29 protein-coding genes and 1 tRNA gene are annotated in these 25,900 nt (G+C 41.0%); 15 read left to right on the forward strand and 15 right to left on the reverse strand.

Annotated elements, in window-relative coordinates; all coding sequences use genetic code 11:
- Window positions 1–50 precede the first annotated feature (50 nt).
- A complete protein-coding gene (locus SKC35_RS03050) occupies window positions 51–437 on the forward strand; it encodes a cyclic nucleotide-binding domain-containing protein (RefSeq protein WP_223130544.1) in 387 nt (128 codons plus the stop codon).
- Window positions 438–497: 60 nt separating this feature from the next.
- Here the strand turns inward: SKC35_RS03050 and SKC35_RS03055 are convergent, their stop codons facing one another.
- Complete coding sequence (locus tag SKC35_RS03055; protein ID WP_377978403.1) at window positions 498–1,304, reverse strand: SDR family oxidoreductase; 807 nt, start codon at window positions 1,302–1,304, stop codon at window positions 498–500.
- Window positions 1,305–1,395: 91 nt separating this feature from the next.
- Here SKC35_RS03055 and rlmD point away from each other — a divergent pair, with 91 nt between their 5' ends.
- Window positions 1,396–2,817 carry a 23S rRNA (uracil(1939)-C(5))-methyltransferase RlmD gene (gene rlmD, locus SKC35_RS03060; protein WP_377978000.1) on the forward strand — a complete coding sequence of 474 codons (1,422 nt, stop codon included), beginning with the start codon at window positions 1,396–1,398 and terminating at the stop codon, window positions 2,815–2,817.
- A 159-nt stretch (window positions 2,818–2,976) separates the two neighbouring features.
- Here rlmD and dnaB read toward each other — a convergent pair whose 3' ends face one another.
- A complete protein-coding gene (gene dnaB, locus SKC35_RS03065; RefSeq protein ID WP_377978001.1) occupies window positions 2,977–4,566 on the reverse strand; it encodes a replicative DNA helicase in 1,590 nt (529 codons plus the stop codon).
- A gap of 103 nt (window positions 4,567–4,669) precedes the next feature.
- Here dnaB and SKC35_RS03070 point away from each other — a divergent pair, with 103 nt between their 5' ends.
- Window positions 4,670–5,629 carry a PhoH family protein gene (locus tag SKC35_RS03070; RefSeq protein WP_377978002.1) on the forward strand — a complete coding sequence of 320 codons (960 nt, stop codon included), beginning with the start codon at window positions 4,670–4,672 and terminating at the stop codon, window positions 5,627–5,629.
- Window positions 5,610–6,059 (forward strand): GNAT family N-acetyltransferase, encoded by a 450-nt coding sequence (locus tag SKC35_RS03075; protein WP_377978003.1) that lies wholly within the window; start codon window positions 5,610–5,612, stop codon window positions 6,057–6,059. The genes SKC35_RS03070 and SKC35_RS03075 overlap by 20 nt, the downstream gene beginning before the upstream one ends.
- A gap of 131 nt (window positions 6,060–6,190) precedes the next feature.
- On the opposite strand, the gene SKC35_RS03080 is transcribed toward SKC35_RS03075, so the two are convergent.
- Window positions 6,191–6,559, reverse strand: a complete 369-nt coding sequence (locus SKC35_RS03080; RefSeq protein WP_130896587.1) for a DUF3127 domain-containing protein — start codon at window positions 6,557–6,559, stop codon at window positions 6,191–6,193.
- A 72-nt stretch (window positions 6,560–6,631) separates the two neighbouring features.
- Between SKC35_RS03080 and SKC35_RS03085 the strand changes: the two genes are divergently transcribed.
- Both SKC35_RS03085 and trhO read left to right on the forward strand, forming a co-directional pair.
- Window positions 6,632–6,714: transfer RNA gene (locus SKC35_RS03085), tRNA-Leu, on the forward strand.
- 36 nt (window positions 6,715–6,750) lie between these two features.
- Window positions 6,751–7,740 (forward strand): oxygen-dependent tRNA uridine(34) hydroxylase TrhO, encoded by a 990-nt coding sequence (trhO, locus tag SKC35_RS03090; RefSeq protein ID WP_377978004.1) that lies wholly within the window; start codon window positions 6,751–6,753, stop codon window positions 7,738–7,740.
- Here the strand turns inward: trhO and SKC35_RS03095 are convergent.
- Genes SKC35_RS03095 through SKC35_RS03105 form a run of 3 tightly spaced genes read right to left on the reverse strand, consistent with a single transcriptional unit; the run spans window position 7,731 to window position 10,016 of the window.
- Window positions 7,731–9,233, reverse strand: a complete 1,503-nt coding sequence (locus SKC35_RS03095) for a serine hydrolase domain-containing protein (RefSeq protein ID WP_377978005.1) — start codon at window positions 9,231–9,233, stop codon at window positions 7,731–7,733. The genes trhO and SKC35_RS03095 overlap by 10 nt on opposite strands.
- Entirely contained in the window at window positions 9,230–9,574 is a 345-nt protein-coding gene (locus tag SKC35_RS03100; protein WP_377978006.1) for an iron chaperone, read from the reverse strand. The genes SKC35_RS03095 and SKC35_RS03100 overlap by 4 nt, the downstream gene beginning before the upstream one ends.
- Before the next feature lies 1 nt (window position 9,575).
- Entirely contained in the window at window positions 9,576–10,016 is a 441-nt protein-coding gene (locus tag SKC35_RS03105; RefSeq protein WP_377978007.1) for a hypothetical protein, read from the reverse strand.
- A 41-nt stretch (window positions 10,017–10,057) separates the two neighbouring features.
- Between SKC35_RS03105 and SKC35_RS03110 the strand changes: the two genes are divergently transcribed.
- Complete coding sequence (locus tag SKC35_RS03110; protein ID WP_377978008.1) at window positions 10,058–10,924, forward strand: nucleoside phosphorylase; 867 nt, start codon at window positions 10,058–10,060, stop codon at window positions 10,922–10,924.
- Here the strand turns inward: SKC35_RS03110 and SKC35_RS03115 are convergent.
- Complete coding sequence (locus SKC35_RS03115) at window positions 10,905–11,381, reverse strand: GNAT family N-acetyltransferase (RefSeq protein ID WP_377978009.1); 477 nt, start codon at window positions 11,379–11,381, stop codon at window positions 10,905–10,907. The two genes, SKC35_RS03110 and SKC35_RS03115, sit on opposite strands and share 20 nt — an antisense overlap.
- Before the next feature lie 37 nt (window positions 11,382–11,418).
- On the opposite strand from SKC35_RS03115, the gene surE reads away from it, so the two are divergent.
- Complete coding sequence (surE, locus tag SKC35_RS03120; protein WP_377978010.1) at window positions 11,419–12,186, forward strand: 5'/3'-nucleotidase SurE; 768 nt, start codon at window positions 11,419–11,421, stop codon at window positions 12,184–12,186.
- On the opposite strand, the gene SKC35_RS03125 is transcribed toward surE, so the two are convergent.
- Window positions 12,157–12,711, reverse strand: a complete 555-nt coding sequence (locus tag SKC35_RS03125; protein WP_377978011.1) for an NUDIX domain-containing protein — start codon at window positions 12,709–12,711, stop codon at window positions 12,157–12,159. The two genes, surE and SKC35_RS03125, sit on opposite strands and share 30 nt — an antisense overlap.
- A gap of 26 nt (window positions 12,712–12,737) precedes the next feature.
- On the opposite strand from SKC35_RS03125, the gene SKC35_RS03130 reads away from it, so the two are divergent.
- Entirely contained in the window at window positions 12,738–13,724 is a 987-nt protein-coding gene (locus tag SKC35_RS03130; RefSeq protein ID WP_377978012.1) for a cation diffusion facilitator family transporter, read from the forward strand.
- Here SKC35_RS03130 and SKC35_RS03135 read toward each other — a convergent pair.
- The 3 genes from SKC35_RS03135 to SKC35_RS03145 are packed head-to-tail and all read right to left on the reverse strand — an operon-like array spanning window position 13,721 to window position 15,506.
- Window positions 13,721–14,419 (reverse strand): SDR family NAD(P)-dependent oxidoreductase, encoded by a 699-nt coding sequence (locus SKC35_RS03135; protein ID WP_377978013.1) that lies wholly within the window; start codon window positions 14,417–14,419, stop codon window positions 13,721–13,723. The genes SKC35_RS03130 and SKC35_RS03135 overlap by 4 nt on opposite strands.
- Window positions 14,420–14,422: 3 nt before the next feature.
- Window positions 14,423–15,124 (reverse strand): GTP cyclohydrolase I FolE, encoded by a 702-nt coding sequence (gene folE, locus SKC35_RS03140; RefSeq protein ID WP_377978014.1) that lies wholly within the window; start codon window positions 15,122–15,124, stop codon window positions 14,423–14,425.
- On the reverse strand, window positions 15,084–15,506 hold the full coding sequence (locus SKC35_RS03145) for a 6-pyruvoyl trahydropterin synthase family protein (RefSeq protein ID WP_377978015.1): 423 nt from the start codon (window positions 15,504–15,506) through the stop codon (window positions 15,084–15,086). The genes folE and SKC35_RS03145 overlap by 41 nt, the downstream gene beginning before the upstream one ends.
- Before the next feature lie 80 nt (window positions 15,507–15,586).
- On the opposite strand from SKC35_RS03145, the gene SKC35_RS03150 reads away from it, so the two are divergent.
- The 4 genes from SKC35_RS03150 to SKC35_RS03165 are packed head-to-tail and all read left to right on the forward strand — an operon-like array spanning window position 15,587 to window position 20,354.
- Window positions 15,587–16,939 (forward strand): Gfo/Idh/MocA family protein, encoded by a 1,353-nt coding sequence (locus SKC35_RS03150; protein ID WP_377978016.1) that lies wholly within the window; start codon window positions 15,587–15,589, stop codon window positions 16,937–16,939.
- A 4-nt stretch (window positions 16,940–16,943) separates the two neighbouring features.
- Entirely contained in the window at window positions 16,944–18,146 is a 1,203-nt protein-coding gene (gene gluP / locus SKC35_RS03155) for a glucose/galactose MFS transporter (protein WP_377978017.1), read from the forward strand.
- A 30-nt stretch (window positions 18,147–18,176) separates the two neighbouring features.
- Window positions 18,177–20,162, forward strand: coding sequence for a (E)-4-hydroxy-3-methylbut-2-enyl-diphosphate synthase (ispG, locus tag SKC35_RS03160; protein ID WP_377978018.1), 1,986 nt, complete (start codon window positions 18,177–18,179; stop codon window positions 20,160–20,162).
- 3 nt (window positions 20,163–20,165) lie between these two features.
- Window positions 20,166–20,354, forward strand: coding sequence for a DUF6728 family protein (locus tag SKC35_RS03165; RefSeq protein ID WP_130896603.1), 189 nt, complete (start codon window positions 20,166–20,168; stop codon window positions 20,352–20,354).
- On the opposite strand, the gene SKC35_RS03170 is transcribed toward SKC35_RS03165, so the two are convergent.
- Window positions 20,355–21,389 (reverse strand): thioredoxin family protein, encoded by a 1,035-nt coding sequence (locus SKC35_RS03170; RefSeq protein ID WP_377978019.1) that lies wholly within the window; start codon window positions 21,387–21,389, stop codon window positions 20,355–20,357.
- A 2-nt stretch (window positions 21,390–21,391) separates the two neighbouring features.
- Window positions 21,392–21,745, reverse strand: a complete 354-nt coding sequence (gene gldC / locus SKC35_RS03175) for a gliding motility protein GldC (protein ID WP_130896605.1) — start codon at window positions 21,743–21,745, stop codon at window positions 21,392–21,394.
- A gap of 44 nt (window positions 21,746–21,789) precedes the next feature.
- On the opposite strand from gldC, the gene SKC35_RS03180 reads away from it, so the two are divergent.
- Both SKC35_RS03180 and SKC35_RS03185 read left to right on the forward strand, forming a co-directional pair.
- On the forward strand, window positions 21,790–23,040 hold the full coding sequence (locus SKC35_RS03180) for a competence/damage-inducible protein A (protein ID WP_377978020.1): 1,251 nt from the start codon (window positions 21,790–21,792) through the stop codon (window positions 23,038–23,040).
- A 4-nt stretch (window positions 23,041–23,044) separates the two neighbouring features.
- Window positions 23,045–24,301 carry a dihydrolipoamide acetyltransferase family protein gene (locus tag SKC35_RS03185; protein WP_377978021.1) on the forward strand — a complete coding sequence of 419 codons (1,257 nt, stop codon included), beginning with the start codon at window positions 23,045–23,047 and terminating at the stop codon, window positions 24,299–24,301.
- Between the two features lie 46 nt (window positions 24,302–24,347).
- On the opposite strand, the gene SKC35_RS03190 is transcribed toward SKC35_RS03185, so the two are convergent.
- Window positions 24,348–25,109, reverse strand: coding sequence for an acyl-CoA desaturase (locus SKC35_RS03190; RefSeq protein ID WP_377978022.1), 762 nt, complete (start codon window positions 25,107–25,109; stop codon window positions 24,348–24,350).
- Window positions 25,110–25,193: 84 nt separating this feature from the next.
- On the reverse strand, window positions 25,194–25,898 hold the full coding sequence (locus tag SKC35_RS03195; RefSeq protein WP_377978023.1) for an RsmE family RNA methyltransferase: 705 nt from the start codon (window positions 25,896–25,898) through the stop codon (window positions 25,194–25,196).
- Window positions 25,899–25,900: the final 2 nt, after the last annotated feature.

The raw sequence follows: 25,900 nt of genomic DNA on the forward strand, positions 1-25,900 counted from the left end.
CAGGTATTGAAACCTTACTTCCATCTAATTTCGCCTTATTATTTAAGCCAATGAACAATTTTTCAGATACGGAACGGAAAGTGTTAGCCAGTGGAATCGAACTCCGCTACTTGCCTGATGAATATTTATTTCGTCAAGGCCAAAAAGCAGAATTTGTATTTTACCTGCAAGAAGGCAGCCTCGTGTTAGAAGGACCGGCTGGCTTTGTGACCATCGATCGGAAAGGTGTTTTTATTGGAATTGAGGAAGCAATCGAAGAGAAAAAGCATTTGTATTCCGCTATGACGTCGAGTTATTCACAATTTTTGGTTTTTGAGCGGAAGTATTTCAAGCAGTTGATCGATGAATTCGATTTAGCCCTTCCCTATTTTGAGTATAAAAAAGCAGAATTAAACGAACTTCTAAAAAAGGTTCAGCAGAAGTACGCTACGGTATAGAGGTTTAGAGTGGTATTTAATTGGGTTTTGGCTCCCTTTTGCTTTTAGCGGAAGGGAGCTTTATTTTAAGGGACTATCCTTTTCCTTTTTCAGAGTATTATAGACCATTTTGTCCAAAAATCCATTCATCCATTTATTTAAGAATACGGTTAATTTGCCTTGGAAAGTGAGTACTAAGGTCTTCTTCTTTGATTCGTAAGCCTCAGCAATGCGTTTAGCCACTTCCTCCGCGGACATCATTTTGCCCTCATCACGCATCGAGTCGCCTGTCACTTTTCCCTCACTATTTAAGGAGGCCGCTCTGATATTGGAAGCGGTGAATCCTGGGCAAGCAACTAATACATGAACACCCGTTTCTACTAGCTCTGTTCTTAAGGCTTCTAAGAAACCATTCATCGCGAATTTGGAGGCAGAATAGCCTGTTCTAACAGGAAGTCCTCGGTAACCTGCGATGGAAGAAATACCAATGATTCCACCTTTTACGGCTTTAATATGTGGTAAAGCGGCATGGGTGGCGTAGACTGTTCCCCAGAAATTAATGTCCATTACTTGTTTCAACACTTTTAAATCAACGGTCTCAAACATCGATCGCATGGAGATTCCTGCGTTATTGATTAATAGATCAATTCTGCCATATAATAGCATTACCTGATCTACCATAGCTCGTGTTTGTTCTTCAGACGCGGAATCACAGACAATACCTTTAGCTGCTATGCCTGCCGCTTGTAATTCTGTTTCGGCAGCGATTAGATTCTGCTCATTTCTACCCGTGATAACGATTTGAGCTCCTTTTCTGCCGTATTCAAAGGCTAATGCTTTTCCGATTCCAGAACTAGCTCCCGTGATGATAACTACTTGATTCTTCATGTGAATTAATTTCATCGCGAAGTTAATGTTTTATCTTGAATTGGTTGGCTTGCCCACATAAAGCCGTATTTTTGTGCACATTTTTAGCAGCATGAGTAAGAAAAAAGAAAAGAAAGCCCCAGTGGTGTTGGAACAAATTGCCATTTTGGATTTTGCCGCAGAGGCAAAGTGTATTGCCAAAGTAAATGATGAAGTGATTTTTGTTCAAGGTGCTGTCGCTCCTGGCGATATTGCTGATTTACGTATTTTGAAGTCCAAAAAAAGCTTCAAACAAGCCCAAGCCATCAATATTCAGCCACTTTCCAAACACCGTACAGACGTAGCCTGTAGCCATTTTGGCATTTGTGGCGGTTGTAAGTGGCAACACGTTTCTTACGAAGCTCAAACCGCCTTTAAAGCGCAACAAGTCAAAGATAATTTGACCCGCATCGCTAAAGTGAAATTACCCGAATTTCAACCCATTCTAGGTTCTGAGGAGACTTATTATTATCGCAATAAATTAGAATTTACCTTTTCTTGCGCCCGCTGGCTAACGGAAGATGAAATCGGTAAAGAAGATTTAGGATCGATGAATGCCCTTGGATTCCATGTTCCAGGCCGTTTTGATAAGATTTTACCCGTCAATCATTGTTACTTGCAACCTGATCCTTCCAATGCCATTCGCAATGGAGTACGTGATTTCGCTGACGCAAATGACATCTCCTATTATGAATTAAAAAATCAACAAGAAGGAGCTTTACGTAATTTGATTATCCGAAATACGGTTACCAACGAATGGATGGTTACCGTCCAGTTCGCTTATGCCACGGAAGAGGAAATTCAAAAGGTAATGGAATACTTGAAGTCAACATTCCCAATGATCACCTCTTTGAATTATGTGGTTAATCAAAAAGGGAACGACACCTTCCATGATTTAGAAGTCGTTTGCTACCACGGAAAACCTTTTATGGTCGAAACAATGGAGGATTTGAAGTTCCAAATAGGCCCGAAATCTTTCTTCCAAACCAATGCCAAGCAAGCCCTAAAATTATACCAATTAGTGCGTGAATACGCTGATTTGCAAGGAAATGAAAACGTATATGACTTGTACACAGGTACAGGAACTATCGGTTTATTTTTAGCGAAACATGCGTCTAAAGTTGTCGGACTCGAATATGTCGAGATGGCCGTGGAAGATGCACGAATTAATGCCGAATTAAATGGCATTAAAAATGCAACCTTCTTTGCCGGTGATATGAAGAAAGTCTTAACGGAAGAATTTATTGCTATCCACGGCGCGCCAGATGTCATTATTACCGATCCTCCTCGTGCAGGAATGGATCTGGATGTGGTGAATCAAATCTTAGCCGTTAAACCAAAGAAAATCGTTTACGTTTCATGTAATCCGGCTACGCAAGCCCGCGATTTAGCCTTACTGGATGTTGCCTATGAAGTAGATGTGGTTCATCCGGTGGATATGTTCCCGCAGACGCACCATGTGGAGAATATTGTGAGGTTGAAACTTAGAGCCTAGATTATTTCATTACGCGATTCCGAAATTGTGCTGCGCAATAATTTCTTGAACCGCGAAATAAAATATTCTAATGCCTAATTTAACTCTATTCTTACTACTCTGAAATGGAAAAAGGGCGATTAATCGCCCTTTTTTTATCTCTAATCTATACTCTCTAATCTAGAAAGGAGTGTTCAACGGATCATAATCTTCCGGCGGTAAATTCATCTTACTTCCTTTGAAAACAGAATCATTGCTTGACTCAAAAGCGGATGTTTGATCACCTAGTGCACTTAAGTCGAAATTACCCCCTTCATTGTTTGAGAACGGTTGGAAATCTAAATCACAGTATTTGGTGAATTTACCAATGAATTTCAGCCAAACACTATCGAGTGAACCCGAACGGTTTTTGGCCATAATGATCTCTCCCATTCCGGTTATTGAGTTTCCTTGATCATCCGCCGTGATGCCATAATATTCTGGACGGTAGATGAACATTACCTGATCGGCATCTTGCTCGATGGCTCCAGATTCACGAAGGTCAGAAAGTTGAGGTTTCTTATTTCCTCCACGTGTCTCTGTAGAACGGTTCAATTGGGAAAGGGCAATTACGGGCACATCTAATTCTTTGGCTAATTGCTTAAGAGCACGGGAAATTTGGGCGATTTCTTGCTCGCGATTTCCGCTGGCTCCTTTACCCGAACTATCACCAGTCATTAGCTGTAAGTAATCGATGACGATGAGGTCGATGCCTTTTTGGGCTTTTAAACGACGACATTTCGCTCTTAATTCCAAAATCGATAAGGCTGGCGTATCATCAATAAACATATTCGCTTCGAATAATTTATTGATTTTCGTATGCAATTGCTGCCATTCGTGTGGCTCCAATTTTCCTTTACGGATTTTATCGGCCTCGATTTCCGCTTCTGCAGAAATGATACGATTAACGAGTTGAACAGCACTCATCTCTAGGGAGAATAAGGCCACTGAATGATTGAAATCGACGGCAGCATTACGGCAAGCCGAAACGACAAAGGCCGTCTTACCCATACCTGGACGAGCCGCGATAATGATTAATTCTTGTCGTTGCCAGCCAGATGTCAAACGGTCTAAGTCCGTAAATCCGGACGGAATACCAGTTAAACCACTTTTTTGGAGTTGTTTCTTCTCTAATTCATCCACGGCCTTCTTCAAGATATCCGACATACTTTCGTAATTCTTACGGATATTGGATTCTGCGATGGTAAAAAGCTCCTGCTCCATCTTATCCAGCAAATGGAACACGTCAGACGTGTCCTCATAGGATAGGCGTTGGATTTCGGAGGATATTTGGATGAGCTGACGCTTTAAATATTGCTCAATAATGATTCTGGCGTGGAATTCAACGTTCGATGTCGAACTAACGCGCGAAGTTAATTGCGCTAAGTAGCTGGTGCCACCTGCTTTTTCCAAAGTGCCATTTTGCTTCAAGTAATTATTAACCGTCAATAAATCAACGGGTTGAGAAGCTTGGAATAAACCTTGAATCGCCTCGAAAATTAACTGATGTCCTTCTTTGTAAAAAGAATCGGGTTTTAATAATTCGATGACGTTTGCTAATGGTTCTTTCTCTAACATCAATGCACCTAGTAAGGCTTCTTCTAAGTCAACCGCCTGTGGAGGTAATTTTCCTAGCCCCAAATCGCTTAAACGAGTGGGTCCTGTCTGTGAACGAATGCCAGCAGACTGATTTCCTTTTTTATAAATGGATGAAGGGGTGTTAGATTCCATACCACAATTTTACGTTAAATTTTCAAAATTATCTTATAAAGGAAGATATTAAATTTCAAGAATTTCTTATTTTTACTCCCATACGATTTAAACCCATTTTTACTTGTTAGAAAAAATAATTTCCCTCTCAGAGGTCTCTCTAATTGACTTTTTAGGCGTTGCAAACGCAAATATCAATTTGTTGACTAACGCCTTTCCTCAGTCCAAAATCATTGCCCGTGGCGAACAATTAACCGTTCGCGGATCGAACGATCAGATTGCTTTAGTAGAAGCGATTGTGAACTCATGCGTGGCCCATTTGGACAAGCATGCTACCCTCACGGAAAAACATATGCAAGCCTATATCGATTCGGTTTTAAATCCGACGGGTGAGGAATCAGAACAACCGTGGGTGGAGGATAAAGACGTGCTTCTTTTTGGTAATAAAGGAATTGTGATTAAGGCCAAAACTCCGAACCAACGTAAGCTCGTTGATGCTGCTACCACGAATGACATCGTTTTTGCGATTGGACCTGCCGGTACGGGTAAAACCTATACCGCAGTGGCTTTGGCAGTGAAAGCATTGAAGAATAAAGAAGTAAAGAAAATCATCATCACGCGTCCAGCTGTTGAGGCAGGCGAAAATCTTGGTTTCTTACCAGGTGATTTGAAAGAGAAAATTGATCCGTATTTGCGTCCTATTTATGATGCGTTGGATGATATGATTCCAGCAGAGAAATTGAAATTCTATTTAGAAAATCGGACGATTGAAATTGCGCCTTTGGCCTATATGCGCGGACGTACCTTAAATAAAGCTTTTATTTTATTAGATGAGGCTCAAAACACCACCTCCATGCAAATGAAGATGTTTTTGACACGTATGGGTATCCAATCGAAGACGATTATTACAGGCGATAAATCCCAAGTGGATTTACCTAAAAACCAAACGTCTGGTTTGGGAGAAGCAGAACGCATCCTTTCTGGAATTAATGGGATTGCCTTTGTCGAATTGGACGGTTCAGATGTCGTTCGTCACCGTTTAGTGCGTAAAATCATCGAGGCATATGGAAAGCAAGAAAAATAAGATCATTCAGGCGATTAGTCCGGAAGAAATCGAACAGGTATTTGCCATTCGGACGGAAGTGTTTGTCAAAGAACAAAAGTGCTTGCCGTCTGAGGAATTCGATGAGTTAGATGCAGTAGCCAAACATTATTTACTGTTTGAAGACGCCACACCAGTGGCAACGGGTCGATACCGCAAAACAGAAAAAGGAATTAAGGTGGAGCGAATCGCTACGTTGGAGTCAGCCCGCGGTAAAGGCTATGCTTCTTTAATTATTCAGCATATTTTTGCGGAATCTGCTGCTGAATATCCCGATTGCCATTATTACTATTTACACGCTCAAGTTTCTGTGATGCCTTTGTATGCTTCTTTAGGATTTCAGCCTTATGGAGATACGTTTATTGAGGCGGATATTGTGCATCAGGCAATGGCGCTAGATAAGAGAGTATAGATTATAGAGTAGAGATTATAGATTGTGATTTTTCCCCTACGGACTCATTTCCTCCGGACTTATCAATAAAAAAAGGGGCTTTAGGGCCCCTTCTCTATTCTCTCTACTCTATGATCTATACTCTCCTATTTCTAGAATGGCAAATCATCCCCACTCTCAGCCGCTAATGGAGGGAATTGATATCCTCCTGCTGCCGGTGTAGGCTCCACTCCTGCTGGGATTGAACCAGTACGATCTAAGCGATACGCACGGATTTCTGTATACCAACGCTCGTTGTATTCTCTTGATTCTACGTTGAATTGCACTTTAACGATTTCACCTTCTTGAACTGGCGTTAAATCTTGTGTTTTATCTCCCCAAACTGACATACACACCTTTTTAGGGTATTGATCTTGTGTTTCGATCACAAATTCTTGTTTGATCCAGTTGGTACCGTTTTTACCTGTTCCTGTAACCTCAGGTAATTTCTTGATTAATTTTCCGCTTATTTCTAAAGCCATTGTACTAATTTTTTTGAGTTCCGTAATTGTTGGCAAGTAAGTAAATAATTGGTAATTTTACTAACCGTTTTTGGCGATGTGGTGAAATTGGTAGACACGCTACCTTGAGGTGGTAGTGCCGTTAAGGTTTGGGAGTTCGAATCTCCCCATCGTCACTTAATTTTTTGTTTAATCTGTAAATCATGTTGAAGATGAAACCTTACAGTGTATTGCTTTACTATAACTATACTCCTATTCCGAATCCGGAAGAGTACCGAGTAAAACATCACCTTTTTTGTATTGAGAATAACCTTTTGGGACGTATTATCGTCGCAGCAGAGGGTTTGAATGGAACCGTTTCTGGTTTAAAAGCGGATTGCGATGCTTACATGAAATGGTTAGAAATTGATCCCATTTTTGCTGGATCAGATTTTGACTTCAAAATCGATTATCATGAAGCACATACGTTTAATAAATTACACGTTCGCGTTAAAAATGAAATTGTGCATTCTGATTTAGGGGTCGATCCTCGCGTTAGAACTGGCAAGCATCTGAAGCCGAAAGAATTCAAGCAATTATTGAAGAATGACCCAGATGTCGTCTTGGTTGATATGCGTTCGAATTACGAACACGAATTAGGTCGTTTCAAAGGCGCTTACACCTTTGATATGGAGAATCTGCGTGATTTACCTGATCATGTGCAGGAAATTGAGCATTTGAAAAACAAAAAGGTCATTACCTATTGTACAGGTGGGATTAAGTGTGAAAAAGCATCTGCCTATCTCATTGAAAAAGGATTTACGGATGTCTATCAATTGCACGGAGGTATCATTAAATATGGTCTAGAAGAAGGTGGCGAGGATTTTGATGGTTCATGCTATGTTTTTGATAACCGAGTAGCGACGCCGGTTAATTCGGTGAATCCGGAGATTGTATCTGAATGCCATGTCTGCCATACGAAATCTGATCATATGGTAAATTGTGCGAATCCGGAATGCAATGAGCATTTAGCTATTTGCCCATCCTGTCTTAAAGAGATGGAAGGTGCCTGTTCTCCTGAATGTAAAGAGCATCCGCGGAAGCGCCCATACAATGAGAAAGGATATTATTCCAAAAACTCAGTAGGTTATTCTCCTGAATTAGGATTCAAGTCCTTTAAACGGACAGAGAAAATAGAAAAACAAAAAAAGGCTCAATTATGAGCCTTTTTTATTTCTTGAATATGGTATTCTTGGATGAGCGCCGGAGTTTCAGGACTTAGGGTGAAATATACTTTTGCACTCCCTTTTTCTCCATCGATCCGAAAGGTGCCTCTCAGGTTATTTTCTGGTTCGATTTCTTGGATGGATCGAATGGCTCCTATTTTTCCAAAAATAGCCTTTGCTTCAGCTGCTAACTTTTCTGGGAAATAATCTAAAAAGAAGTTTTCGGCAAAAATCCCCGTTTCAGTCGCGTTTTTCCATTCAGGCAAAAGTCGAACTAGTTCGGATTGTCTTTGCTTTAAAATAGCAGATGCCGGTAATTTACGTGGACTCAGCTGAGTTGAAGAAATTAGGGAATCTAGCACTTTAAGGTTGATAAAACTCGCTGGTGCATAGGTCACGTTCGCGAAAGAGATGATGCCTAAATCATAATCTGGATAAATCCGCCAATTACTTCCAAAACCAGGTAATCCTCCTGAATGTCCCACAGAGCGTCTTCCTTGATCATCTTGTAAGAAGCTTAAGCCATAGCCATACGAAGTAAAGGAACTACCGATTCGGCCAATTGGATACGTGTATTTGGGATTAAACCCGCTGATGTTCCATGGGAATTGCATTTCTCGTAAGGAACTACGTTTAAGTGGGCCTTTTTCTGTTTCATCTCGCTCTGGCCAGGCAGATAAGTGCAAAGCAGTGTATTTGCTGAAATCTTCCAAAGTAGTGATCAATCCCCCCATCGCACCATAGGCTCCATCGTGCTCCATGGGTTGTTTTACCCATTTATTATCTAACCAACGGTATCCATAGGCTAATTTGTTTGCCGGAACTTCGCTGTATTCCCAATAGGTATTATTCATTCCTAAGGGCTTGAAAATGTGTTCTTGGATGTAAGATTGGTAGCTTTGACCGCTCACGTTTTTGATGATCAAACCTAACATCGCAAATCCCATATTGCTATATTCATAGCTAATACCTGGGTTTGTAGAGAAGGTGATTCCTTTTTTGATCATCGCTTTGAAGGTTTCATCTGAAATGCCTAATTGGCGATCGCCCCATGGATTATCTTCTGGAAATCCAGCCGCATGGGTTAATAAATGACGAATGGTGATGACAGGAGCATCTTTTGTCAGAGATTTAGTCGACTTTAATTCCGGAATGTAATTCGCAGCCGGATCGTCTAAGCGTAATTTACCTGCATCTCTCAGCTGAAGAATGGCCATACTCGCAAAGCTTTTAGACATCGAAGCAATGCGAAAATCAATCATCTTGTCGGCTTTTACACCATTTTCGATTTGAGCTAGACCTAGTGCATTCGAATGAATTAAGCGGCCATTATATACGATTCCATAAACGAGACCAGGCATTTTTGAAAGGTTCGCTTGTTGTTTAAATAAGGAATCAAGTGTGGGAATGAATGAATGGATCTTTTCTTCATTCGTTTGAGCACTGAGGCTGAAAGTTGCCGCAACGAGACAGAATAGGAGTTTTTTCATCGTTTCTTTTTGGCTAAATTCTCCTGAACTCTAAATAAGGTAATCTCTTTAATGAGTTCCAAAGGCATAGGCGAATGATACGGAAACTTAATCGCTCCTTTTGAACCCTCGTAGGGAGCTAATTCTTGTACAAAATTCTTAATCCCGCTAGGTGTTGGATAAAAACCTAAATGGTTATTCCAGGCCGCAAAGTGGATTAAATTGCCATTTAACTTGAAGGTGGGCATCCCGTAAGACATCGTTTCTTCCGTTTCCTCCGGTACGACCGAACGAATTGCATCACGCACTTCGATTAAAATTTTCTGTGTGGCCTCCGGAAAGGTCATAATGTATTCTTCCATATTAATGAATTTGTTTAATGGTGATTATTCGGCCGCGCATTTCGATGCGATCCCCTACTCTTTTGCCCTTTAATTCGACTCCAAGTGGTGATTCAATGGAAATGGCGTAAATGGAATCCAGTTTGCCGTATCCAATGGAAATAAAATAGGTTTCTTGATCTGTCTCTATAAGGCTACCTTCTGAAATGACCATAGATGCTGGCAAATCCGCTATTCTGTCTAATTTGGCAATCGAATTAAGTGTATTATCTACCAAAGCACTTAGTTTATCCATCTCTCGCTGCATCATTTCTCGACCGGTTTCAAATTTATCTCCGGCACTACTTTTTGTATCAGAATCGCGGGATTCTTTAGCTAAAAGATACTCTCTACGAGCTTCTTCTAACGTATTTTCCAAAATGGAACGCAGATTTGCTTGTATTTGAGACTTGGTGCTTTTCATGAATGACTTATTACATTGGAAAATTATCAATAAATTTGCGCATGACCTATTTCTCTCCCACAGACTTGATTATTAATCCGGATGGAAGTTCCTATCATTTGAACTTACGGCCTGATCAAATTCCGGATACCCTTATTTTAGTGGGTGATCCAGAGCGTGTTCCCACTGTTTCTGCCTTTTTCGATGAAGTCACTGAAATCGTTCATAAAAGGGAATTCGTGACTCATTTAGGCGTTTTAAGGGGTAAAAAGATTGGTGTATTATCCAGCGGTATTGGTGCGGATAATGTGGAGATTGTGATGAATGAATTAGACGCTTTGGTCAATATTGATTTTCAAACGCGTCTCGAGAAATCTGAAAAAAGATCCTTGCAGCTCATTCGAATAGGTACATCAGGAAGTATTCAGTCCCATATTCCAGTGGATTCGATTTTAATTTCGACTGCAGCAATCGGATTTGATAATTTAGCCCAATTCTACGGTTTTGAATCTGCTATGTCGATAGCTGAAGATGTTTTAGCCGCTTGGACTTCAGCAATTGATTATCCATTGCCGCTGTATGCAGCCAAAGCTAGTGCCTCTCTTTGCGCGCAATTTGCGTCGTTGAATGCATTTAATGGCGTTACCTTAACGGCACCAGGATTTTATGCACCGCAAGGTCGTACGATTCGAATGCATTCGATAAGGCCCGATTTTCTAGAAAAAGTCGCTGCCGCTAAGCTAGGTGACCAAGAAATTACCAATATCGAAATGGAAACGGCAGCCTATTACGCTTTTGGGGGAGCTATGGGGCACGAAATGATTTCATTGAATGCCATTTTAGCAAATCGCATTACGAACGAATTTTCGAAAGATCCGGAGGGACAAATTCGATCTTTGATCGAAAAAGCTATAGCATTAATCGCATAACATAATCATCCATCACATAGCCGTTGCCTATGTCTAGGATCATTTCACGGTCTTTGATGAAACCTTTCTTTAGGTAAAATTCTACCGCGGAGTTATGTTTGTTGACGTTTAAATAGATAGATGTGAGTCCCATCAATCGAGCTTGATGACTAATCTGTGCGATAATAAAACTTCCAGCGCCTTTTTGTTTGACGGATGGTCGTAAATAGAGTTTATGTAATTTACCGTCTTTATCGGATGTCTTTTCGAAAGCACAATAGCCGATCGCTTTTCCGTCTACTTCTAATATGGAGAACAAATGAATTTGCGCGCTAATTAATTCCGTATTGTACATCATCGGAATCATGTACAAAGTCTGCTCCTCTGTTAAAATATGGCCATAGGTGGGTCTCCAGGCTTCTTCTGCAATTTCTTGAATGAGGGGAATGTCTTCGAGCGTCGCTTTGCGTAAAATCATAGCCAAAATTTGTAAATTGCAGTCAAAATAGCAACATATGAAGCCACTTATTCTCATCGCAAACGACGATTCAATCTATTCCAAAGGTATCCGCGTTCTAACGGAAATCATGTCCGAAATGGGCGAAGTCGTAGTGGTCGCTCCTGATACGCATCAATCCGGTATGGGTCATGCGATAACCTTGGGTGAGCCGTTGCGCGTGGTGAAAACGAATGATTTTGGTGACCATATTCAATCTTACAAATGCTCGGGAACTCCAGCCGATTGTGTGAAGATAGGTAAACACCAAATTCTAAAAGGTCGAAAAATTGATTTAGTCGTTTCGGGTATTAACCACGGTTCGAATGCTTCGATTGCGGTATTGTATTCAGGAACCATGTCTGCGGCCATCGAGGCAGCCATGGAGGGCATTCCGGCTATTGGATTCTCCCTTTGTGATTTTGCGTCAGATGCGGACTTCTCCCATTGCCACGATTATATTATCAAAATTTGTCAACAAGTGTTAGTTCACGGATTACCTAAAGGACTCACTTTAAATGTAAATTTCCCGGCGCATTCTTCGCTACCATTACAAGGTATAAAAGTGGTAAAACAAGCAAATGCCATCTTTAGAGAGCGTTTCGAAGAGCGAAAAGATCCGTATGGTAAGCCCTATTATTGGATGGATGGAGATTTGCACAACGAGGATTTGAATAACAACACCGATCTAGATGCTTTAGCAGAAAATTATGTCAGCATAGTACCCGTCAAATATGATTTGACAGATTATGATGAATTAAAGCAAATGCAAAGCTGGGACCTTTAGGAGCGTCAACACGCTCAAGGCATCAGTAATCTGGCCATTTTGAGCCATTTCAATCGCCTCTTTTAACGGTAACTTACGTATTTTTAATTGTTCGGTTTCTTCTGGGCAGGCTTGATGTTGGCTGAGGTTTTGGGCCAAATACATCACCGCTTTTTCATCGCTCACCGAATTCGAAAGATACACCTCCCCTAGCTCTGTCCACTCTGTGGCTACAAGTCCTGTTTCCTCTAATAATTCACGTTTAGCAGCGGCTAAAGTAGATTCTCCCGATTCGATAGAACAACCACCCTCCGGAATCTCCCAAGAATAGGCATTCAGCGTATAGCGGTATTGACCTACTAAATACGTGAAACCCTCTGCGTCGATGGCCACAATGGAAATAGCCGTATTTTTAAAATGGACTTTCCCATAAATACCGCGATTGCCGGCCGGATTCAAGACTTCATGGTGTTCTACCCTAATCCAGGCATTCTCGTAAGCCGTTTCTTGATTTAGTGTTTTCCAAGGATTGTTTTCCGTTTCCATCCGGTAAAAATACTATCTTTGTCTTAATGAAACAGCGGCTTGTCCTTCTTTCTTTTATCGTTTCGGTACTTATCATGACAGCGAAGTTTGCGGTTTACTATGCGAGTGGTTCCACGACTTTATTAACAGATGCGTTAGAGTCGATTATCAATGTAGTTGCCGCCTGTTTTGCCTACTATTCGATCTATTTAGCCTCTTTACCTAAGGACTTAAACCATCCGTATGGTCATGGGAAGATTGAATTTTTTGCCTCTGGATTAGAGGGTGTGCTCATATTATTAGCTGCTGCCTACATATTCTTACATGCGTCTCAGCATCTGTATTCATCTCCTGAGTTGAAGAGCTTAGATGTGGGTATGGCTGTTTCTTTTGTTTCTGCCGGCATAAATGGCTTAATGGGTTATTTTTTAGTTAAAAAAGGTCGTTCCTCCCACTCTCCTGCCCTGATCGCAGATGGTAAACACTTGCGTTTAGATGCCTATAATGGAATTTTAGTCGTTGCTGCTTTGGCGCTTACTTATTTTACCCACTGGTTTTGGGTTGATTCTGTGGCATCCTTTTTATTCGCTGGTTTTATGTGCTGGCAAGGTGTGCATTTAATTAGAGAATCAGTGGCGGCTTTAATGGATGAAACAAACCCAGCCTTATTCCAAAAAGTGACGGACTGGGTGGTAGCTAATAAAAAAGAAGAATGGATTGATCTACATAATCTACGCGTCCAACAATATGGCGGTGATTTGCATATCGATTGCCACTTGACATTGCCGCGTTATTGGGATTTACACAGAACACATGAAGAAATTCACGGCTTTGAGGAAATGTTAGGCGCGTTACAAGCTACCCACGTGGAGATATTCGTCCACGCGGATCCTTGTTTAGATGAGTGTTGTAGTCATTGCTCGATCGCTGATTGTGCGATTAGAAAAGTACCATTTTCGAAGAAAATAGAATGGAATCAAATGAATTTGGCCTTAAACCAAAAACATTTTAACGAAAAATTAGCTCGTTCTTAATTTGTTCTTAGGGACCCGATTCCTCCGTCTACCCCGATAATTTGTCCCGTAATCCATGAATTGGCTGGATTTAATAAGAATGCCGCTAGATTAGCTACGTCTTCTGATTGCCCCACACGTCCTAGTGGATGTCTTTTGCCACCTGCTTCGATTTTCTCTGGAGAATTTAATAGTGCTCCTGCTAGTGGAGTTTGAGTTAGGGAGGGTGCAATGGCATTCACACGAATCTTGTTTGCTGCTAATTCCGCTGCTAAGGAACGAGTCAGACCTTCAATAGCTCCTTTAGCGCTCGCAATCGAAGCGTGAAAGCCCATGCCTGTTTGAACGGCCACGGTGCTGAAAAGGACAATAGATGAGGTCTGAGACTGTTTCAATGCAGGTAATAGTGCTTGAATGACACGAACTGCACCTAACACGTTGATCTGAAATTCTTTCTCAAAATCTGCCGAAGTCAAGCGGTGAAATGGTTTCAAGTTAATACTTCCCGGGCAATAGGCGATTCCATCTATAGGTCCAGTGATGGCAGCAATAGCTGAATCATCCGCTACTAACGCATCCCAAGTATAGTTTACTACGCCAGACAGGGAGGAAGGATTTCTTGAGAAGTTAATCACTTCGTGACCAGCAGCAAGCAAAGCAGTAGCAATGGACTCACCAATTCCTTGGCTAGCCCCAACAATAACGTATTTTCCCATGATTTAGGCTTGAATGGATTGTAAGAATTCTCTTCTAGTATTGTCCTCTTGGAATTTACCTCCATAGTAGGAAGTAATGGTCGACGTAGCCTCATCTTTTACACCTCTGGAAGAAACACACAAGTGTTTTGCATCGATGAATACTGCTACGTGATCTGTTTTCAAGACTCTTTGAAGATGTTTCGCAATTTGCATAGTTAGACGCTCTTGAACCTGAGGTCTTTTGGCATAAAACTGTACAATACGATTCAACTTCGAAAGGCCAATCACTTGTCCTGAAGAAATGTACGCAATGTGCGTCTTACCCATAATAGGTACGAAATGATGCTCGCAATTAGAATAGAACGAAATGTTCTTTTCGATCAGCATTTCATTATACTGATATTTATTCTCAAATAAGGCTATTTTAGGTTCATTAGCGGGGTTCAAACCACTAAAGATTTCCTCTATATACATTTTAGCTACTCTCTTAGGAGTACCACGTAAAGAATCATCAGTCAAATCTAAACCTAGGGTTAACATGATTTCACGGAAATGTGATTCAATGATGGCTATTTTCTCAGAATCAGAAAGATCAAAAGCATCCTCCCTCATCGGTGTTTCGATAGAGGTGGCTACATGATTATCTCCAATTTCCTCGTCAGTTAACAAGAAACGGTCGGTATCAATTAGCAGGGAATTCAACGAAATTTCTTTCTGTTTCATACAATCTGATTTTTAAATCTAATTTAGAAGGGAGTTTAGCCCTTAGTTTATTGTAAATCACCATGACGATGTTTTCAGCGGAAGGATTTAAATTAGCGAACTCAGTTACGTCTAAATTTAAATTCTTGTGATCAAATTTTTTGCAAACTTCTGTTTGGGCTAAATCTGATAAAAACTTCGTATCGATTACATAACCCGTTTCCGGGTCAATTGTTCCGGTTACCTGAATAATAATTTCATAATTATGTCCATGGTAGTTCGGATTGTTACATAAACCGAAAATTTCTTTGTTTTTCTCTGCTGTCCAAAGTGGATTATGCAAACGGTGCGCAGCATTGAAATGTTCTTTTCGGAATACGGTAACGCGAGGGGCTTCAGTCATTTTTTCTAAATTCTTATAAATTTAAAGTATTTTCCTTAAATTTCATCTTTATATCACATATTAGACCTATCATTAACAAAATGAAAAGAAGGAAGTTTATCTCTGATTCCTTAGTATATACCTCAGGTACCGCTTTATTCCCCACTTTCTTACGACAGCTACCAGAAGAACAAACAAAAGTGCGTTTAGGTTTTATTGGCGTGGGATTAAGAGGCCAAAATCACCTCGAAATGGCGATGTATCGACCAGATGTCGAGGTGGTAGCCATTTGTGATATTGACCCTAAAGCTATTGATATCGCTTTAAAGATGGTTTCTGATAAAGGACGCCCCGCTCCTGCGGTCTATGGCAAGACAGAAAAAGATTTTGAAAATTTAGCGAAGCGCACTGATATCGATGGCGTGGTGATTGCGACTCCCTGGGAATGGCATGTACCGATGGCCTTAGAAGTGATGAAGCAAGGCAAATATGCGGGCGTAGAAGTATCTGCGACGGTTACCTTGAAAGAATCGTGGGATCTCGTGAATATGTACGAGAAAACGGGTTCTCATTGTATGATTTTAGAGAACGTATGTTATCGTCGGGATGTACTCGCGACTTTGAATATGGTTCGCCAAGGGATGTTTGGAACCCTTAATCACGTACAGTGTGGCTACCAACACGATTTGCGTGAAGTGAAATTTAATGATGGAAAACAGGCCTATGGTGGCGGTGTGGAGTTTGGGGAGAAAGGTTTTTCTGAGGCCAAATGGCGTACCCAACATTCTGTCGATCGCAATGGAGATTTGTATCCAACACACGGTTTAGGACCGGTGGCGGAGATGTTAAATATCAATAGAGGAAATCAGTTTGCTTATCTAACGGCGATGGCTACTCCTGCTTTGGGACTACATAATTACATTGTAGAAAAAGGAGGCGCGGATCATCCAAATGCGAAAGTGGATTTCAAATGCGGTGATATCGTCCAAACGATGATCAAATGTGTCAATGGGGAAACCATTCTCATTACACATGATACGAATTCCCCACGTCCCTATTCCTTAGGCTTCCGAGTTCAAGGAACGAAAGGTTTATGGATGGAAGATAATAAATCGATCTATATCGAAGGTGTTTCGCCCAAAGCGCATCGCTGGGAAGAAGCCAAGCCCTATTTAGAGAAATACGATCACCCCTTATGGAAAGCACACGCAGCGGATGCGGAGAATGCAGGCCACGGAGGGATCGATTATTTTGTGTTAAGAGCCTTTATCGAGGCAATTAAGGCGAAAGTAGCTCCACCAATCGACGTATATGATGCGGCGGCTTGGTCTGCTATTGCGCCACTTTCTGAAGAATCAATTAAGAAGGGCTCCGCTCCTATCCCAATACCTGATTTTACACGCGGTAAATGGAAAAAAAATCAACCCATTTTTGCTTTAAACGATCAATACTAAACCTATGAACCAATCAAAAAACGTTAACGGACCTCTATTAATAATCGGTATTCTCTTCTTTGTCTTCGGTTTTGTGACCTGGGTGAATTCGGTTTTAATTGCCTTTTTTAAGGATGCCTTTCAATTAAATAACTTCGACTCACTCCTAGTTACCTTCGCCTTCTTCATCTCTTATTTCGTGATGGCGATTCCATCTTCTTGGGTTTTAGCAAAAACAGGCTTTAAAAAAGGGATGTCAATGGGTTTATTAGCCATGGCTGTGGGTACTCTCTTATTTATTCCTGCCGCTCAAATGGCCAATTATCCCATGTTTTTATTTGGTCTTTTCGTGATCGGTACGGGTTTAGCGCTCTTACAAACGGCTTCTAATCCGTATGTAACGATCCTAGGACCTGCGGAATCAGCAGCACAAAGAATCTCCGTGATGGGGATTTGCAATAAGGTGGCGGGTATTTTGAGCCAGTTTATTTTCGGGGGATTGTTTCTTTCTAGTGCTGTGGGTGGATCTGAGAAATTAGCCATCGTGATTATGCCTTACGGAATTATGACTGCTGTTTTAGTGGTATTAGCGGTTTGGGTGTGGTTTTCCTCTTTACCTGAAGTAGAAGCGGAGGAAACCGTGGAGGAAGCCGGAAATGCAAAGGCAAGCGTATGGGCTTACCCGAGCCTTGTTTTAGGCTTGGTAGCATTCTTTTTGTATGTAGGTGTTGAAGTGATTGCTGGTGATACGATTATTAATTACGGAGTTTCTCAAGGATTTAGTCAGGATGTTGCCAAAAGCTTTACCACCTATACTTTGTATGGAATGTTAGCGGGGTATGTCATAGGTATCTTCTTTATTCCTAAATACTTAAGTCAACAAAAAGCTCTAAACTATTCGGCTATTTTGGGTGTAGTGTTTTCCATTGGGGCGATTACTTTTACCGGATTTAACTCGGTCTTGTGTTTAGCGCTCTTGGGATTAGCGAATGCCTTGATGTGGCCTGCTTTATGGCCTTTGGCGATTAATGGATTAGGGAAGTTTACCAAAATCGGTAGTGCCTTTATCATTATGATGATTTCTGGTGGCGCGTTAATGCCTTTGTTATATGGTAAAATAGCGGACAAAATCGGGAATACGCAAAGCGCTTATCTTATTTTAATCCCTTGTTATATTTTTATCTATTATTACGCAACAATTGGTCATAAAAAGAGTTCTTGGAAGTAGAATTGCCTATTTTTGCATTTTGTTTCTACTATGTCTAACACTTTGAATTTGACGGATCCTCTTATTGCTGATGGAAATCAGTACGCTTCATCGCTGTATGCGTATGAAAGACGCATGACTATCCCAGTGCAAATAGGTGATCTTTATTTAGGATCAGATTTTCCGATTCGGATTCAATCCATGACGACGGTGGATACGATGGATACTTTAGGATCCATTGAGCAATCCATTCGAATGATCGATGCGGGCTGTGAATTAGTTCGCATTACTGCTCCATCTGTAAAAGAGGCTCAAAATCTCGAGAATATTCGCAAAGGCCTTCGGGAACGCGGTTACACCACACCTTTAGTGGCTGATATTCACTTTACCCCTAACGCAGCTGAATTGGCTGCTAGAATAGTGGAAAAGGTGCGTATCAATCCAGGTAATTACGCGGATAAAAAGCGCTTTGAGACGATTGATTATACCGATGCTTCCTATGCATCAGAACTAGACCGTATTCGGGATAAATTCCTTCCATTAGTCAAAATCTGTAAAGAATATGGCACTGCGATGCGTATTGGAACGAACCATGGTTCGCTTTCAGATCGTATTTTAAGTCGCTATGGTGATACACCACACGGTATGGTGGAATCGGCTTTAGAGTTCTTACGTATTTGTGAGGATGAAAACTATTTCAATATCGTGCTTTCGATGAAATCATCGAATACACAGGTGATGGTGGAAGCCTACCGTTTATTGAGTAAAAAATTAAAGGATGGCGGATTTAAGGCCTATCCAATGCACTTAGGGGTAACAGAAGCCGGTGATGGTGAAGATGGTCGTATTAAATCGGCTGTAGGGATTGGCACTTTATTAGAGGATGGATTAGGTGATACGATTCGTGTTTCATTGACAGAAGATCCGGAATTTGAAATTCCCGTAGCACAAGATTTAGTCCGTCGGTATGATACTCGCGCAGCGTCTCAGGATCCTATATCCCTATTTTCTGGGGATTCTGTAACTTTTGACTCCCCTATTCATCCTTTTGCGCATTCGCGAAGAAAGACTTCAGAAATTTTTTCGATGGGTGGACACCAAGTGCCTCGTGTAATCGCTGATTTCTCAACTAAGTCAACTATTACGATTGCAGATTTAAAATCGATAGGTCACTTCTATTTGCCAGAGCCAGATAAATGGGCGATGAATGATTTAGGAGCGGATTTTATTTATACAGGCCAGCAGTCACTTGATTTTATGTTACCTAATGGCTTACGTCAAATTCAGGATGCTTCGGTTTGGACTCCTTCTGACTATGTCTATCCTTTATTTGACTATGTAGCCTATCAAACTGCCGCTCAAAAGCATACAACGTTAAATTTCGTTTCCCTAGACGCTGCAGACTTAGTGGCAGGCGCTGATTCTTTTGATGAAAAGACAGTTATTGTTCTTCATTCTACAAATGCGCATCAAATGTCGGCAATTCGCCGTGCTTTCTTTCATTTGATCGAAAAGGGCATTACGAATCCAGTCATTATTCATTTAAACTATACCTCTGTTTCTGATGATCAATTCCAATTGTTCGCTCCCACGGATGGTGGTGCCTTGTTTATTGATGGTTTAGGGGATGGATTACTCTTGAGTATGAAGCATTCGAAGAATAAAGAAGCCTTGTGTAATTCGACGAATTTTGGAACGCTACAAGCGAGTAGAATGCGTATTTCTAAAACAGAATACATTTCTTGTCCGTCTTGTGGTCGCACCTTATTTGACTTGCAAGAAACGACAGCAATGATTCGCCAAAAAACGGATCACCTAAAAGGCATCAAGATTGGGATTATGGGTTGCATCGTGAATGGTCCGGGAGAAATGGCAGATGCAGATTATGGCTATGTAGGAATAGGAAAAGATAAAATTGCGCTTTACAAAGGGCAAGAAGTAGTGAAAAAATCAGTTCCAGCCGTTTCTGCGGTGGATGAGTTAATCACATTAATAAAAGAAAATGGAGATTGGCGTGAGCCTTCTGTAAACGACTAGACTATGAGCAGATTAAGAGAACAATTCAAAGTGGGTGAAGTTTTCACGTATTTCATTCGTGTCTTCCAAAAACCCAAGCCAGGCGCTCCTGCAAACTTTAATATCCGCGCAATGCATACGATTAACAAGATTTCGATCTTGATGTTTATCGTTTGTTTGATCGTAATGACCTATCGAGCGTTTATTCGCTAATTATTTCGTTCCGTAAAGGCACCAGTTAGACTTTGCTTTTTTCAAAGCAGCGGCGTCCTTTGTTTTGCCTTTGACATAATCACACAAGAATTGATTCTCTTTAGGTCCTAAAGCGCCTGGCATTGAATTAATTAGTTCATCGATTACCTTCATTGCTTGCGAAGCTTTTCGTTGCTTGAAAAGCATATCAGACTCTACCATCCATGTTCTTCGAACGATACTCGAACGATCTAGTCCAGTTTTAGCCATCTGAACTTTCAATTTTGAAATACCCGCATCGCCTAACTGAGTAGCTCGTGAGCTGGTTAAGGTAATTTGGAAGATATTCTCATAAATCATGCGCACCACTGATGGGTCAAATATGGAATTATAGTAATTCAAATTGCGAATGAAATAATCAAATAAGCGATTATTGTGGCTCATTAAGGCTACTTGCATTAAATTGAAAGTAGATTGCGAACTGTATTGCGCCGGCTTTATTAAAGCGATGTAGGCATTCATGGCCTTGATATTTGCTAGCGTATCACCGGTGATTCGTGCAAACTCAGCGTAATTCAACAACATACCAGGGTTCTTCTCTCCTGCTGCCAAACGCTTAGGGAATTGAGCTGCTTGCTCAGCCGGATTAGCCGCTTTCGTTCCAATGCCGTTAACCATTCCGACTGAATTCTCCTTTTCTCCAAATATCCTCGCCTGAACAATTTTCATCGTCTTAGGTTCAAAGAAAACAAACGTGGGCGTCGCATTTACAATGATTCCTGCCTGCTTTAGGGCCATTTGATTCGCTGGATTGCGAATATCTAATTGAAAATTGACAAAGTTCTTGTTGTAGACCGCTCCTACTGCTGGCTGGGTAAATACGCCTTTAAAGGAATTGCAAATGTGGCAATCTGGGGCATAAATCTCCATGAAAAGCAATTTTTTTTGCTTGATAGCCTCTGCTCTAGCTTCTTGTAAAGAGGAAGCCAAACTGAATTGGATGCCTTGTGAGAATCCTAAAAAGGGTAATATCAGGAATAGGAGTATTTTTTTCATACTTATTTTGCGCCTTTTTCTAACGCTACGATTTCTTTCTGTAAATGCGATGATAGCGTGCGACAGGTGGCCTCTAATTCTTGAGCGAAGAAATTATCGCCTGTGGCTTGTAAGGATGCATCTGCTACGGTTCCTACGATTTCGATGAAGAAACGTTTCATGTCTAACACTTCCATATCTTTTGTCCAAAGCGGTAAAGTCAACGTCCCTTTGTGATAAGGATCCCAAGTCGCGACTAAAATGGCTTTCGTTTCTTCGATGCCCTCGTTCGGATTATCAGTTGCTGACCAAGAGATTTGCTCTGGGATATTTTGGTCGTCTAATTGTATTTTAAAATTGATTTCAGAATGTTTCATGGATGTAAAATTAATCGTATTTTCGTATAAATTAAGGAAAATTAATGGTTAAGGCTGAAATTATTACCATTGGAGATGAGATATTATACGGGCAAATCCTGGATACCAATACGCAGTGGATCAGTCTTGAATTGGATAAATTAGGGATCAAAACCGTACGGAAATCATCCGTAGGTGATCAAAAATCAGAAATACTTCAGATTCTTACAGAAGCCGCACAACGTGCGGATGTTGTCTTCATCACGGGAGGCCTAGGTCCTACTAAGGATGATTTGACGAAAAAGATCCTTGCGGAGTATTTTGGCTGTGAGTTAGCTATGCATTCAGAAGCCTTACAAGACGTTACTGAATTCTTTGCCAAACGTGGTCGGGAATTATCAGCGATTAATCGGGATCAGGCTCTTTTGCCAACTAAAGCTGAATTTGTACGCAATAGCCAAGGTACGGCACCCGGCATGTGGTTTAATGAGAAAGGTGTCATCTGGGTTTCTATGCCTGGTGTTCCTTATGAGATGAAAAATATCATGGAGCAGGAAGTGCTTCCTCGTTTAGTTAAACATTTCCATATGCCCGTTATCTACCATAAGGTCATAAAGACTGTTGGAATAGGTGAATCTTATTTGTCGGAATTGATAGAGAGCTGGGAATTGCAATTACCAGAACATATCAAATTGGCCTATTTACCCTCCATGGGGATCGTTAAGTTGCGTTTAACGGCTGTGGGGGATGATTTAAGCCGTTTGCAAGAGGAGGTTGAAGTGGAGTTGCAAAAGGTGAATCCATTAATCCAATCGTATATTTTTGGATATGAAAAGGATGAGCTGGCTGAGGTAGTAGGACGATTATTAATCAATCAAAAAGCCACTTTGTCTGTAGCTGAAAGTTGCACTGGAGGACATTTAGCTCATCAGTTTACTCAGAATCCAGGAAGTTCCGCCTATTTCGTGGGAGGAATTCTTTCCTATGCGAACCAAGTTAAAATAGATCAATTGGGTGTTTCATCGGAGATATTAGCTTCTGATGGTGCAGTGTCAGAAGCGTGTATTCAAGCGATGGCGCAGGGTGTTCAAAAAAGACTCGGAACTACCTACGCTTTAGCCACTTCAGGCATTGCTGGACCAGACGGTGGGACTGAGGAAAAACCGGTAGGGACAGTTTGGGTTGCTTTGGCACATCCAACAGGCGTTATTACCCGAAAGTTAACGTTAGGAGGAACCCGCATGCAAAACATTTACCTAAGCTCTTTAGCGTGCGTAAATTTGCTACGTAAATATTTATTAAACGATTTAAGCTAATTCTATGGCTATTATAGAGGTTATCATGCCCAAAATGGGTGAAAGCATCATGGAGGCAACTGTTTTAAATTGGTTAAAACAGCCGGGAGATTATGTGGAAGCGGATGATTTCATTCTAGAAGTGGCCACTGATAAGATTGATACGGAAGTTCCATCGCCCGTGGCAGGTTATTTACAGAAGATTTTAGTGCCTGTGGGTTCTGTCGCGACTATAGGAAAGGCGATTTGTGTGATAGATGCGGTGGAAAGTGGTAGTGCGAATACGTCTGATTCTTTTTCATTGGATGAAAACATGTCTGCGTTAATCGATTTGAGTCTTGCACCTACCGAATTAAGTTCAGAGAAATCGACCAATCCCTGGATTTCCCCGTTGATTAAGCAGATTTGTCAGTCGGAGAATGTATCCCAAAGAGAATTAAACCAACTCCCTGGTTCTGGGCTAGATGGTCGTATCACTAAGAAAGATGTGTTGAATTATATTGCGGTTCGAAATTCGAAGCGCATGATTTCATCCGGAACCTTGAGTCAAGGAGCTGGAATGCGTCTACCCGGTGACGAAGTGATCGAAATGGATCGCATGCGGAAGATGATTTCTGAGCGTATGTTGGATTCTAAACGCATAGCACCCCACGTTACCTCTTTCTTAGAAGCTGACGTGACCAATATGGTGAATTGGCGTGCTAAGGTGAAGCAAGATTTTCAAGACAAATACAAGGAAGCATTAACTTTCACTCCACTCCTATTTAAAGCCACTGCGGACGCCTTGAAAGATTTTCCAGGTATGCTTATTTCCGTAGAGGGAAATTACATCGTCCAACACGCTCAAATAAACATCGGGATGGCTGTTGCCTTGCCTAATGGTAATTTAATTGTGCCCGTTATTCATGAGGTGGATAAAATGACCTTGGCTGAATTGACGCAAAAGGTAAACGATTTGTCAGCTAGAGCTAGAGCAAATAAATTGAAACCTGCTGATTTAGAAGGTGGAACATTTACGATTTCTAATATTGGCGGATTTGGCAATTTAATGGGTACACCTATTATTGTGCAGCCTCAAGTAGGTATTTTAGCCTTTGGGGTGATAGAAAAGAAACCTGCCGTCATTACAAACGACAAAGGCGAAGATGTCATTGCCATCCGTCAAAAGATGTTCATATCCCATTCCTATGACCACCGAGTGGTGGATGGTTCGCTAGGTGGAGGATTCGTGAAGCGGGTGTCAGATTACTTGGAGAAGTTTAGTTTAGATTCAGATATATAAAAAAAGAGCCTCAATTGAGGCTCTTTTCATTTAAAGAATATAAGTATTAGAATTTAGCATCTGCCGGTTTTACATTCGGTCGGATGATTCTTAATAGCGTTAGTAATTTAATCATCGGATAAGTCGGATCAAATTCAAACCATTTCGTAGCGAAGTTAACACGGTTTGGTAGTTTGTGGTGGTTGTTTTGGAACAACTCGCCCATCATCACTACGTCAAAGATTAACGAGTTCTTCGAGTGATCGTGGTTGTCATAGTTTTGGTAGCCATATTTATGTCCTGACCAGTTTACGATAGCTCCGTGTACCGGTCCCATCAAAAAGTGAACTGGTAATAAGAAGAAAAAGGCCCAGTGCATATCGAAATAAACAAATCCAACGATGTATAAAGAGGCATAAGCTACTCCCCAGCCTAAACGAGAAATCCATGAATCCCCAATTTTTTCAATCGTTTTAGAGACAGGGTAATCGTGCTCAAAACGTTCTTCCACCTTTTGATCTCTGTTTAAAACGGCATTATAGATGTTTTTCGTCTTCCACATCATCGTAAATACGTTGCTTGAGAACATCGGAGAGTGTGGATCTTTTTTTGTATCAGAAAATGCATGGTGCATTCTGTGTAAAATCGCGTAAGCACGAGGACTTAAAAAGGATGAACCTTGCGATAAGTAAGTCAAGAAATAGAAGAATTTTTCCCAAAACTTGCTCATCAAAAACATCTTGTGAGCGGAGTAACGGTGTAGGAAAAAAGTTTGGCTAAATAAGGAAACATACCAATGTATGAAGAAAGCCGGGAGTACTAATTGCATAATAGAATTGAGATTATAATGATTTAACAAAGTTACGAAGCAAATGTTTCTCTTTTAACCTGCATTCGCGTTTTATAACTGATTTTAGTCAGAATTTAAGAGGTGTAAACCGTGACAAACCGCTATTCCAGACGTCTCCGTACGCAAAATGGACTTTCCAAGACTAAAAGGTTTCCAATTATTTTTGGACAATACATCAGATTCTTCTGGGGTAAAGTCTCCCTCTGGGCCTACGATTACGTGGTATTCTTTATTTTTTGCGGCTGTTTTCATTAATACAGTAACCGGCGGATTCGAAATAAAGGCAAATAATTTTTCTCCTCCCTCCTTCGCAGCAATTTCCTTAAACGTATGTAAGCCCGTAATTTCAGGCAAATACAAGTTCTTTGATTGCTTCAAAGCCGAAATCGCTGTCTTCTCCAAACGCTGGAGTTTGATCTCTTTCCTTTCCGAATTCTTAGAGGCAAAGAAGTGGATCCCATGTATTCCAAATTCCCCGCATTTCTCCACCATCCATTCCATTCGTTCCATTTGTTTCGTGGGAGCGACATATAGATGAATCGTGTAAGCTGGTGCCGGTTCAGATTCGATCACTTCTAAGGGGCCGTATGCTACTTTTTTACCTTCAATCGAAGAAATGGACGTACTAAATTTAGAGCCACGACCATCTAACAGATGAATCGTCTCTCCTACTCTTAACCGCAATACCCGTATAGCATGAAAGGATTCCTCTTCAGATAATAAAGAGGAATCCTTTGCATTAGGAGCGTAAAATACGGCTATACTCATGT

This window comes from Aquirufa originis, assembly GCF_042714495.1.
GTDB lineage: Bacteria > Bacteroidota > Bacteroidia > Cytophagales > Spirosomataceae > Aquirufa > Aquirufa originis.